At 58.1% G+C, this 12,094-nt stretch carries 10 protein-coding genes; all 10 read right to left on the bottom strand.

Annotated elements, in window-relative coordinates:
* Nucleotides 1-106 precede the first annotated feature (106 nt).
* Nucleotides 107-862 (bottom strand): biotin--[acetyl-CoA-carboxylase] ligase, encoded by a 756-nt coding sequence (locus QRN55_RS00610; RefSeq protein WP_284773940.1) that lies wholly within the window; start codon nucleotides 860-862, stop codon nucleotides 107-109.
* An 11-nt stretch (nucleotides 863-873) separates the two neighbouring features.
* Nucleotides 874-2,316, bottom strand: a complete 1,443-nt coding sequence (gene nuoN / locus QRN55_RS00605) for an NADH-quinone oxidoreductase subunit NuoN (RefSeq protein ID WP_045230682.1) — start codon at nucleotides 2,314-2,316, stop codon at nucleotides 874-876.
* A gap of 18 nt (nucleotides 2,317-2,334) precedes the next feature.
* A complete protein-coding gene (locus tag QRN55_RS00600; protein ID WP_284773937.1) occupies nucleotides 2,335-3,846 on the bottom strand; it encodes an NADH-quinone oxidoreductase subunit M in 1,512 nt (503 codons plus the stop codon).
* Nucleotides 3,846-5,843, bottom strand: coding sequence for an NADH-quinone oxidoreductase subunit L (gene nuoL / locus QRN55_RS00595; RefSeq protein WP_284773935.1), 1,998 nt, complete (start codon nucleotides 5,841-5,843; stop codon nucleotides 3,846-3,848). The genes QRN55_RS00600 and nuoL overlap by 1 nt, the downstream gene beginning before the upstream one ends.
* A 7-nt stretch (nucleotides 5,844-5,850) precedes the next feature.
* A complete protein-coding gene (nuoK, locus tag QRN55_RS00590; protein WP_042619655.1) occupies nucleotides 5,851-6,159 on the bottom strand; it encodes an NADH-quinone oxidoreductase subunit NuoK in 309 nt (102 codons plus the stop codon).
* A 30-nt stretch (nucleotides 6,160-6,189) separates the two neighbouring features.
* Entirely contained in the window at nucleotides 6,190-6,804 is a 615-nt protein-coding gene (locus QRN55_RS00585; protein ID WP_045230685.1) for an NADH-quinone oxidoreductase subunit J, read from the bottom strand.
* A 134-nt stretch (nucleotides 6,805-6,938) separates the two neighbouring features.
* The gene (gene nuoI, locus QRN55_RS00580; protein WP_042619657.1) at nucleotides 6,939-7,430 is read right to left on the bottom strand and encodes an NADH-quinone oxidoreductase subunit NuoI; all 492 of its coding nucleotides are present in this window, start codon (nucleotides 7,428-7,430) and stop codon (nucleotides 6,939-6,941) included.
* Nucleotides 7,431-7,468: 38 nt separating this feature from the next.
* Complete coding sequence (gene nuoH, locus QRN55_RS00575) at nucleotides 7,469-8,512, bottom strand: NADH-quinone oxidoreductase subunit NuoH (protein ID WP_045230686.1); 1,044 nt, start codon at nucleotides 8,510-8,512, stop codon at nucleotides 7,469-7,471.
* A 12-nt stretch (nucleotides 8,513-8,524) separates the two neighbouring features.
* Nucleotides 8,525-10,606 (bottom strand): NADH-quinone oxidoreductase subunit NuoG, encoded by a 2,082-nt coding sequence (nuoG, locus tag QRN55_RS00570; protein ID WP_284773931.1) that lies wholly within the window; start codon nucleotides 10,604-10,606, stop codon nucleotides 8,525-8,527.
* Nucleotides 10,607-10,779: 173 nt separating this feature from the next.
* On the bottom strand, nucleotides 10,780-12,084 hold the full coding sequence (nuoF, locus tag QRN55_RS00565; protein WP_045230688.1) for an NADH-quinone oxidoreductase subunit NuoF: 1,305 nt from the start codon (nucleotides 12,082-12,084) through the stop codon (nucleotides 10,780-10,782).
* Nucleotides 12,085-12,094 lie beyond the last annotated feature (10 nt).

Genomic DNA, 12,094 nt, shown 5'->3' with positions numbered 1-12,094 from the left:
GCGGCGGTACGGCCGATGCGGGGCCGAGCGGGCGTCCTGCATTTACCGAGCAGCAGGAATGCTCCAGATCACAATGTCGAACCTCGGCGCTCACGCACCGTGCAGTTCAACCGAAAAATACGTCGCCAGCAGCGATGGCGCGTGTGGGACCACCATCTTCCTCCAGCAGCAGGAAACCCTTATCATCAATTCCGGCGAAACGCCCATGGATAGAACGATCCGGCAAATTGACGGTGATTGGCTCGCCGATGCCGCATGCCGCCGCACGCCACAGGCGCATGACATCCGCCACGCCCTGCCCGCGATTCCACATCTGAAGAATATGCGCGACTTCGCGAAAGAGGTGGGCGAAAAGCTCGTCGGGGCCGCAGGCTGCGCCATGTTCGCCAAGACGTGTCACCGGGTAAGCCGGATTGTCGGGCATATGGGCGATGTTGATGCCGATGCCGATGACGAGCGCCGTGCGCCCATCCGGCAGAGTTTCCGCTTCCATCAAAATGCCGCAGGTCTTCTTGCGTCCGATGAGAATGTCGTTTGGCCACTTGATTTCGAGCGGCGCGCCACCGGCAGGTAGCACAGCCCCCACAGCGCGATAAACCGCAAGCGCAAAGGCCAGCGGCAGCGAGCCGATATGCTCCATGGATGCAGGGTCGATCAGAAGAAGAGAGGCGTAGAGATTGCCGGGTTCAGACACCCAAGGCCTGCCGCGACGGCCACGGCCACCGGTCTGCCTTACGGCTGTCACCCAGAGATTACCGCTATCGCCTGCCCGCGCGCGGGCGAAGCATTCCACATTGGTCGATGTCGTCTCGGCCAAGGCTTCGTGCCGGAAGTCATCGACTGACACCCGGCCCGTTTTCATGCGCGTATCGCTCAAAAGAACGTCTTTGCTGCGACGGTGACCGCATTGCCCAGCACACCGCCGAAGAGGATGAAGCCGAGAACGAAGAGGCCTGACAGCGCGTAAACGATCCGCAATTCACCAGCGGCCTTTTCAAACCCACCCTTGGCTTCATCGAACCACATGACCTTGACGATCCGCAGGTAGTAGTAGGCACCGACAACCGAGGCGATCACGCCGATGACGGCGAGCGGGTAGAGATGTGCTTCGATGGCGGCCAGGAAGACGTAATACTTGCCGAAGAAGCCAGCCAGCGGCGGAATACCCGCCAGCGAGAACATCATGATCGTCATGACGATGGCCATGAACGGATTGGTGGAGGCAAGACCAGCCAGATCGTCCACGTCTTCGACATTGCCGACATCCTTGCGACGCATGGCGAGAATGCAGGCGAAGGTGCCGAGCGTCATGCCCATGTAAACGGCCATGTAAAGCAGCACGCCTGCAACGCCGGACTGGCTACCTGCGGCGAGACCGACAAGTGCATAGCCCATGTGGCTGATGGACGAATAGGCCATCAGGCGCTTGATGTTGCGCTGGCCGATGGCCGCGAAAGCACCGAGCAGCATAGAGGCAATCGAGATGAAGACGACGATCTGCTGCCAATCGGCAAAAACCGGCTGGAACGCATCGACGACGATACGAACGAAGATCGCCATCGCGCCGACCTTCGGAGCTGCGGCCAGGAATGCCGTAACGGTCGTTGGTGCACCTTCGTAAACGTCAGGCGTCCACATGTGGAACGGAACGGCGGAAATTTTGAAGGCCAGACCAGCGAGCACGAAGACCAGACCGAAAACGAGGCCGAGCGAGCGTGTTTCGGACGACAGAACTGCTGCGATTTCGGTAAAGCCGGTGTTGCCGGTGAAGCCGTAAACCAGCGACATGCCGTAAAGCAGCATGCCCGACGACAGAGCGCCCAGAACGAAATATTTCAGACCGGCTTCCGTGGAACGTAGGCTTTCGCGGTTGATTGCGCAGATAACGTAGAGCGCCAGCGACTGGAGTTCCAGCGCCATGTAAAGCGAGATCAGGTTGTTGGCCGAGATCATCAGGAGAATGCCGAGTGTTGCGAGAACCAGCAATACCGGGAATTCAAAACGACCGATTGGCTCCACACGGCTGTGGCCGACTGACATGATCATGGCGACGATGGCACCGATGAGCGCCAGCACCTTCATGAAGTTGCCGAAGGCGTCGGCGACGTAAACGCCACCGAAGGCAACGCCCGTTGCCGGTGCAAAGATGATCCACAGACCGACGACGACCAAGAGCGCTACGGCAAGACCCGTAACCGTATTGGTCGACTTGTCCCCGGAGAAGACCCCAATCATGAGCAGCACCAGAGCGCCGACCGCAAGGATCAGCTCGGGCGTCGCGATGCGCAGACTGGCAAAAAGAATTTCAGCGGTCATGTCCTACGGGTCCTGTCGTCAGTTCAGAGAAAGCGCAACATTCTGCGCTGCCTGCAATGCGGCCGTATAATTATTGATCAAAAGGTCCACCGACGCTGCCGTAGCATCGAAAACCGGTGCCGGATAGACGCCGAAGAAAATCGTCAGTGCTACCAGCGGATAGAGAATGACCTTTTCGCGCGTCGAAAGGTCGAGCATGGATTTCAGGCTTTCCTTTTCCAGCGCACCGAAGATGACGCGGCGATAGAGCCACAGCGCATAGGAGGCGGAAAGGATGACGCCCGTTGCCGCAAACAGCGCAACCCAGGTGTTGGCGCGGAACACACCGATGATCGTCAGGAATTCACCGACGAAACCGGATGTGCCGGGCAGACCGACATTGGCCATGGTGAAGACCATGAAGGCCACGGCATATTTCGGCATGTTGTTGACGAGGCCGCCATAGGCGGAAATCTCGCGGGTGTGCAGACGATCATAAACGACGCCGACGCAAAGGAAGAGCGCGCCGGAGACGATGCCGTGCGACAGCATCTGGAAGATGGCACCCTGCACGCCCTGAACATTGGCGGCGAAGATACCCATCGTCACGTAACCCATATGGGCGACCGACGAGTAAGCGATCAGCTTCTTGATGTCGTCCTGCATCATCGCGACCAGCGAGGTGTAGATAATGGCGATGACGGACAGCGTGAAAACGAAGGGTGCGAAATAGTCGGACGCAATCGGGAACATCGACAGCGAGAAGCGGATGAAACCGTAGCCGCCGAGCTTCAGCATGACACCGGCCAGGATGACCGAACCGGCGGTCGGTGCATGAACGTGGGCGTCCGGCAACCAGGTGTGAACAGGCCACATCGGCATCTTCACTGCAAAGGCTGCAAAGCAAGCGAGCCAGAGCCATGTCTGCATGCCAGCCGGGAAGCCGTGCTTCAGCAACTCTGTCATATCCGTCGTGCCAGCCTGCCAGTACATCGCCATGATGGCGAGCATGGTCAGAACAGAGCCGAGCAGCGTGTAAAGGAAGAACTTGTAGGATGCGTAGACGCGATCCTTGCCGCCCCACACGCCGATGATGATGAACATCGGAATGAGCGTCGCTTCGAAGAAGACGTAGAAGAGAACCGTATCGAGCGCGACGAACACGCCGACCATGACGACTTCGAGCAGCAGGAAGGCGATCATGTATTCCTTGATGCGCTTTTCGATGGCGTTCCAGCTGGCCAGAACGCAGAAAGGCATCAGGAATGTCGTCAGGATGACGAACAGCATGGAGATGCCGTCGACGCCGAGATGGTAGGCGGCGATATCACCGAACCAGGCGTGTTTTTCGACCATCTGGAAGCCGGGGTTCGAATTGTCAAAACCGATCCACACGAAAAGCGAGACGATGAAGGTAAAGACCGTCGTCAGCAGCGATACGTTGAGAACGTTGCGGCGACCGAACGGACCGTTCGCATTTGTCAGAAGCAAGAGCACCACGCCGACGAGCGGCAGGAAGGTGACCGTTGAAAGAATAGGCCAATCGGTCATTACAGGGCACTCCCGAGCATCATCCAGGTGACAAGCCCGGCAATACCGATCAGCATCGCAAAGGCATAATGGTAGAGGTAACCGGATTGCAGACGAACGACGCGGTTGGTCACATCAGCCACGCGCGCAGCAATACCGTTGGGTCCGTAGTGGTCGATGACGGCCACGTCGCCCTTTTTCCACAGGAAGCGGCCAAGCGCCTTTGCGGAGCGAACAAAGAGGAAGTCGTAGAGTTCGTCGAAGTACCACTTGTTGAGCAGGAACTGGTAGAGGCCACGATGGGTCTCGGCCAGACGCTTCGGCGTCTCAGGCGACTTAATGTAGAAGTACCATGCGGTGACGAAACCAAGAGCCATGGCAATGAACGGGCTCCACTTCACCCACAATGGAACGTGGTGGAACTCTTCGAGGATTTCGTTGGATGGAAGCGTAAACAGTGCCCCCTTCCAGAATTCCGCATATTCTTCACCGAAGAAATGGCCTTCGAACACGACACCAGCCAGCACAGCACCGACGGTGAGTACGAACAGCGGGATCAGCATGACCATCGGCGATTCATGGACGTGGTGCATGACATCTGCGGAAGCGCGCGGCTTGCCGAAGAAGGTCATGAAGGCCAGACGCCAGGAATAGAAGCTGGTGAACAGGGCCGCGATGACCAGAAGCGTGAAGGCGAAACCGGCGACCGCATTGTGCGACGCATAGGCGGATTCGATGATCACATCCTTGGAGAAGAAGCCGGCAAAGCCGAACATCGTGCCGGGAATACCAACGCCTGTCAGCGCCAGCGTACCAACCGTCATCGTCCAGAAGGTGATGGGGATGTGCTTGCGCAGGCCGCCCATGTGACGCATGTCCTGCTCGCCATCCACAGCGTGAATGACAGAACCGGCACAAAGGAACAACAGCGCCTTGAAGAAGGCATGCGTGAACAGGTGGAACACGGCCGCACCATAAGCGCCAACGCCGAGCGCCACGAACATATAGCCGAGCTGCGAACAGGTCGAGTAAGCGATGACGCGCTTGATATCGTTCTGCACCAGACCAACGGTCGCGGCGAAGAAGGCGGTGATCGCGCCGATCAGCGTGACGAAAGTCAAGGCGTCCGGCGACAGTTCGAAAATCGGCGACATGCGGGCGACGAGGAACACGCCAGCGGTGACCATGGTCGCGGCGTGGATGAGCGCCGACACAGGTGTCGGGCCTTCCATCGCGTCCGGCAGCCAGGTGTGCAGCAGGAACTGCGCCGATTTACCCATGGAGCCCATGAACAACAGCAGGCAGACGCCGGTCAGCGCATGCGCCTTGTCCAACTGCATGCCGAACAGGTTGATGACGACATCGGTGGATGCTGCGCCATCGGCAGGCAGGTAGGTGCCAGCGGCTGCAAAGATCGTTTCGAAATTGACCGAGCCGAACAACACGAACAGACCGGAAATGCCGAGGATGAAGCCGAAGTCACCAACGCGGTTGACGATGAAGGCCTTCATGGCGGCGGCAGAGGCGGATGGCTTCTTGTACCAGAAGCCGATCAGCAGATAGGACGCCAGACCGACGCCTTCCCAGCCGAAGAACATCTGCAACAGGTTGTCGGATGTGACCAGCATGAGCATGGCGAAAGTGAAGAGCGACAGGTAGGCAAAGAAGCGCGGACGATGCGGATCGTGGTGCATGTACCCGATGGAGTACAGGTGAACCAGCGTGGATACGGTATTGACGACCACGAACATGACTGCTGTCAGCGTATCGATCCGGAAGGCCCATTCGACATCGATGCCGCCGGACTGGATCCAGCGCAGCACGGTGACCTTGATGACTTCGCCGGGCTCGTGGCTGAGAAGCGCAACGTTGATGAAGACGATCCACGACAGGATCGCGACGATGATCATCAGGCCGGTGGTGACATATTCCGAGGCTTTGGCACCGATGGAGCGACCGAAAAGGCCAGCGATCAGGAAGCCGATCAGCGGAAGAAAGACGATAGCTTTGTAGATCATAGCCTTATCAGCCCTTCATCATATTGACGTCTTCCACGGCAATCGATCCGCGGTTGCGATAGAAGACAACGAGTATTGCAAGACCGATGGCAGCTTCCGCAGCCGCGACGGTCAGAATGAACAAAGCGAAGACCTGGCCGACGATATCGTTGAGGAACGACGAAAACGCCACCATGTTGAGGTTGACCGCAAGCAGGATAAGCTCGATCGACATGAGGATGACGATGACGTTCTTGCGGTTGAGAAAGATACCGAAGATGCCGATCGTGAAGAGGACCGCGCTGACCGTGAGGTAATGGGAAAGACCGATTTCCATAATATGATTTTCCTTGGATCCGTTCGCGCCTTAGATGCCCTGACCCGGCTTGACCTTGACCGTCGTGACGGCAGTCTTCGGGTCGCGGCCAACCTGCGTGGCAATGTCCTGTCGCTTGATATCGGTGCGGTGACGCAGCGTCAGCACGATGGCGCCGATCATGGCCACCAGCAGAACCAGACCTGCAAGCTGGAAGAAGTAGACGTAGTTCGTGTAGAGAACGTCACCGAGTGCAGCCGTATTGGCGCGCTCCAGCGGGTTCGGGATCGGCATGGTAATCGATTTGGCCGCCTGCGGGTTGAGCACGCTGCCGCCGACGACGATGATGAGTTCTGCCGCCAGAATGATGCCGATCAGCGCGCCGATAGGCGCATATTGCAGAACGCCCGAACGCAATTCAGCGAAGTCTACATCCAGCATCATGACGACGAAGAGGAACAGCACCGCCACAGCGCCGACATAAACCACCAGCAGGATCATGGCGAGGAACTCAGCGCCCGTCAGCAGGAAGAGAGCGGCTGCGTTGAAAAAGGTCAGGATGAGGAACAACACCGAATGAACGGGGTTCTTCGAAGCGATGACCATGAACGCAGACGCCACGGCGACGAAAGCGAAGATGTAAAAGAATACAGCGTGCAGACCCATGTTGGTGCCTTTTTGTCCTCACCGGACAAACGCGACCCTGAAGCCGCATGCCCGTTTCGTTCCCGCCAGCGATAACCGACGGGCATTGACTGTTTACCCTCTCCGAAGCAGCGCTCCGAAGAAACCATGCTGCCTTAACGGTAAGGCGCATCCAGAGCAAGGTTGCGAGCGATTTCACGTTCCCAACGGTCGCCATTATCGAGAAGACGCTGCTTGTCGAAATACAGCTCCTCGCGGGTTTCCGTCGCAAATTCGAAGTTTGGACCCTCAACGATGGCATCGACAGGGCATGCTTCCTGGCAGAAGCCGCAATAGATGCACTTTACCATGTCGATATCGTAACGAACCGTGCGGCGCGTGCCATCGTTGCGGCGCGGGCCGGCTTCGATGGTGATGGCCTGGGCAGGACAGATCGCCTCGCACAGCTTGCAGGCGATGCAGCGTTCTTCACCGTTTGGATAGCGGCGAAGCGCATGCTCACCACGGAAGCGCGGGCTGACCGGACCCTTTTCGAAGGGATAGTTCACCGTTGCCTTCTGTTTGAAGAAGTGACGCATCGTCAGGAAGAAGGCGCCAACGAATTCCTTGAGGAACAGTGAATTGACGGCTTGTGAAAGACTGGCCATCTCAACCTCCAAATCTGCAAGCGAGGACTGCGAACATCTTATGCCCCCGCCGTCAGCTTGAGTACGAATGCAACAATCACGACCATGGCGAGCGAGAGCGGAAGAAAGACCTTCCAGCCGAGACGCATCAACTGGTCATAGCGGTAACGTGGAACGAATGCCTTCACCAGACCGAACATGAAGAACACCATGCCGCCCTTCAGGATGAACCAGATGATACCCGGTACCCAATTCAGGAACCAGACATCCACGATGGGAAGCCAGCCGCCCAGGAACAGGATGGTCGTCAGGCAGCACATCAAAACGATGGCAGCATATTCGCCCAACATGAACATCATGTACGGGGTGGAGCCATACTCCACCATGTGACCGGCCACAAGTTCCGATTCCGCTTCCGGCAGATCGAAAGGAGGACGATTGGTTTCGGCCAGCGCCGATATGAAGAAGATGATGAACATCGGGAAGAGCGGCAACCAGTGCCAGTCCAGGAACGATGCTGGCAGGCCAAGCGACGTACCGATGCCCGAATGCTGCGCATTGACGATATCCGTCAGGTTCAACGAACCGACGCAGAGCAGAACGGTAACGATGACGAGGCCGATGGAAACTTCGTAAGACACCATCTGCGCGGCGGAACGAAGCGCGCCGAGGAATGGATACTTCGAGTTCGAAGCCCAGCCCCCCATGATGATACCGTAGACTTCAAGCGACGAGATCGCGAAGATGTAGAGAATGCCGACATTGATGTTGGCGATGACCCAGCCCTGATTGAACGGGATCACGGCGTAGGTTGCCAGAGCCAGTGTCACGGCAACCAGAGGAGCCAGCAGGAAGACTGCCTTGTTGGCACCGGATGGGATGACCGGCTCTTTCAGAATGAATTTCAGAAGGTCGGCAAACGACTGGAAGAGGCCGAAGGGACCAACGACGTTGGGACCACGGCGCAGCTGAACGGCTGCCCAGATCTTACGGTCGGCAAGCAGAAGGAAGGCGATCGACACCAGCAACAAAACGAGAAGAAGCAGGGACTGGCCGACAATAATCAGCGCTGGCCAGACATAGCTCCAGAAAAACGATTCCATAGTCCCCTACCCTTACTCTGCCGCAGCCTTGAAGTTGTTGCGGGCCAATGCGGAACATTCGGCCATCACGGCGGACGCTCTCGCAATCGGGTTCGTCAAATAAAAATCCTTAACCGGCGAGGCAAAGCCTGCCTTGTTGAGGGTGCCAGTCTGTGTGGCGAGCGTTTCGATCGCTGCCACGTCAGACACGGCAATCTCGTCAGCATCGGCAAAATGCGGATGCGCGATGTAAAGCTGGGCACGCAGTGCAGAGAGCGAGTCGAACGGCAGCTTGTGGCCGAGAACATCCGACAGCGCACGCAGGATCGCCCAATCTTCACGGGCCTCGCCCGGTGCGAAACCGGCGCGATTGCCCATCTGGACGCGTCCCTCGGTGTTGACCCAGATACCGGACTTTTCGGTATAGGCTGCACCCGGCAGGATGACATCGGCAGCCATTGCACCGGCGTCACCATGCGAACCGATATAGACGGTCAGCTTCGCAGACTTTGCCGACAAATCGATTTCGTCTGCACCGAGCAGGAAGAGAACGTCCGAAGATGCGGCGATGGAAGCGGCAGTGGCCGACTTGTCCGCTGGGACAAAGCCGATATCCAGACCACCGACGCGGGCAGCAGCCGTGTGCAGAACAGAGAAACCGTTCCACTCAGCCGAAACGACGCCAACGGAAACTGCCAGCTTCGCAGCCGCAGCCAACACAGCCGCACCGTCTTCGCGCGACAGAGCGCCCTGCCCGACGATGATCATCGGGTTCTTCGCAGTCTTCAGCTTTTCGATGAAGCTGTGAGAACCGGACGCCAGATCGGACAGCGTGTCCGTGCCGGAACCGAGATATTCGTATTCATAACGCAACTCGCTCGCTTCACCGATAACAGCGATCGGGAAGCCGCCACGGCGCCAGCGCTTGCGAATACGTGCGTTGAGCACGGAAGCTTCGTAGCGCGGGTTGGAGCCAATGATCAGCAGCGCGTCGGCATGTTCGATGCCTTCGATGGTGGCGTTGAACAGGTAGCTCGCGCGACCGAGCGATGGATCAAGCGCTGCGCCATCCTGACGGCAATCGACGTTTGTCGAACCCAGCGATGCGAGCAGTGACTTCAATGCGAACATTTCTTCGACGGAGGCCAGATCGCCAGCGATAGCGCCGACCTTCTCACCCGAGGTCGAGGCAACAGCAGCCTTGATAGCGCCAAAAGCGTCGCCCCAAGTTGCGGGCTGCAAGCGGCCGTCCTTGCGGACGTATGGCTTGTCGAGGCGCTGGGTCTTGAGACCATCCCAGATGAAGCGGCTCTTGTCGGAAATCCACTCTTCGTTGATGGCTTCGTTTACGCGCGGCATGACGCGCATGACTTCGCGGCCACGGGTATCGACGCGGATGGCAGAACCGAGCGCATCCATCACGTCGATGGTTTCGGTCTTGCCGAGTTCCCATGGACGGGCGGTGAAGGCAAAAGGCTTGGAGGTCAGCGCACCAACCGGGCAGAGGTCAACGACGTTGCCCTGAAGCTCCGATGTCATCGCCTGCTCGAGGTAGGTCGTGATTTCGGCATCTTCACCGCGACCGATCAGGCCGAGTTCGGAAATGCCCGCCACTTCCGTGGTGAAGCGAACGCAACGCGTGCAGTGAATGCAGCGGTTCATGACCGTCTTGACGAGCGGTCCAATGTACTTGTCTTCCACGGCGCGCTTGTTTTCAGAATAGCGCGAGCCCGGAATACCGAAGGCCATCGCCTGGTCCTGAAGGTCGCATTCGCCACCCTGGTCACAGATGGGACAATCGAGCGGGTGGTTGATGAGCAGGAATTCCATCACGCCTTCGCGGGCCTTCTTGACCATTGGCGTGTTGGTGAAAACTTCCGGCAATTCGCCATTGGGGCCACCGCGAATATCGCGAACGCCCATGGCGCAGGATGCGGCAGGCTTAGGCGGTCCACCCTTTACCTCGATGAGACACATGCGGCAGTTACCCGCAACCGACAAACGCTCATGGAAACAAAAGCGCGGAACTTCGGCACCGGCTTCCTCGCACGCCTGCAACAGCGTGAAATGATCCGGAACTTCGATCTCTTTACCGTCAACCTTGAGCTTTGTCATGGTCCTACTTACGTCCTGTTGCCTGTCCATCGCGCATGATCATGCGGTCAAGGACAAATCCTGATGGCATCCGGCTTAGACTCAAAAAGTGCCGAATGCTTTAACGATGTAAGGGACCGGTACACCCGATCCCCGCCCCTCGCAACACCCTTCGGGCGTTACTTTGGCCGGTGTTACTCGGCAGCCTCAAGCACAGCGCCATCATCCATGGCTCTGTAGGTATATTCATCGATCCGCTTTTCGATTTCCGGGCGGAAATTGCGGATCAGCGCCTGAACCGGCCATGCCGCAGCGTCACCCAGCGCACAGATGGTGTGGCCTTCGATCTGCTTGGTCACCTCGAACAGCATATCGATTTCGCGCTTCTGCGCGTTGCCCTTGACCATGCGCTCCAGCACGCGCCACATCCAGCCCGTGCCTTCACGGCATGGCGTGCACTGGCCGCAGCTCTCGTGCTTGAAGAAGGCCGCGATGCGGGCGATGGCCTTGATGACGTCGGTGGACTTGTCCATGACGATCATGCCGCCGGTGCCGAAGGAAGACTTCACTTCGCGCATGCCGTCGAAATCCATGATGGCGTCCTTCATGTCCTCACCGCGAACGATGGGGCAGGATGCGCCGCCTGGGATAACGCCGAGAAGATTGTCCCAGCCGCCACGAATGCCGCCACAGTGACGCTCGATCAGTTCCTTGAACGACAGACCCAGCGCGTCTTCGAATGTGCAGGGGCGCTCGACATGGCCCGAGACCATGAACAGCTTGGTGCCGACATTGTTCGGACGACCGATGGAGGAGAACCACGATGCGCCGCGACGCAGGATGGTCGGTGCAACGGCGATGGATTCGACGTTGTTGACCGTCGTCGGGCAACCATAGAGACCCATATTGGCCGGGAATGGAGGCTTGAGGCGCGGCTGGCCCTTCTTGCCTTCCAGGCTTTCGAGAAGCGCCGTCTCCTCGCCGCAGATGTAGGCACCTGCGCCGTGGTGAACGTAAACGTCGAAATCCCAGCCGTTCTTGTTGTTCGTACCCAGCAGACCGGCGTCATAGCATTCGTCGATTGCCGCCTGAAGCGCTTCACGTTCGCGCATATATTCGCCGCGAACATAGATGTAGGCCGTGTGTGCACCCATGGCGAAACCGGCGATCACGCAGCCTTCTATCAGCGTATGCGGATCGTGGCGCAGGATTTCGCGGTCCTTGCAGGTGCCGGGCTCGGATTCATCGGCGTTGACGACGAGGTAATGTGGACGGCCATCGCTTTCCTTCGGCATGAAGGACCATTTGAGGCCAGTCGGGAAGCCAGCACCACCACGACCACGAAGGCCGGATGCCTTCATTTCGTTGATGATCCAGTCACGACCCTTTTCGATGATCTGCTTTGTGCCATCCCAATGACCGCGCGCAAGCACACCCTTCAACGAGGTGTCCTTGAGGCCGTAGAGATTGGTAAAGATGCGATCCTGATCTTTTAACATGCTTGACCTC

Source organism: Agrobacterium sp. lyk4-40-TYG-31 (genome assembly GCF_030209855.1).
Classification (GTDB): Bacteria; Pseudomonadota; Alphaproteobacteria; order Rhizobiales; family Rhizobiaceae; genus Agrobacterium; species Agrobacterium vaccinii.
This window is presented reverse-complemented; position numbering and strand designations above follow the sequence as displayed.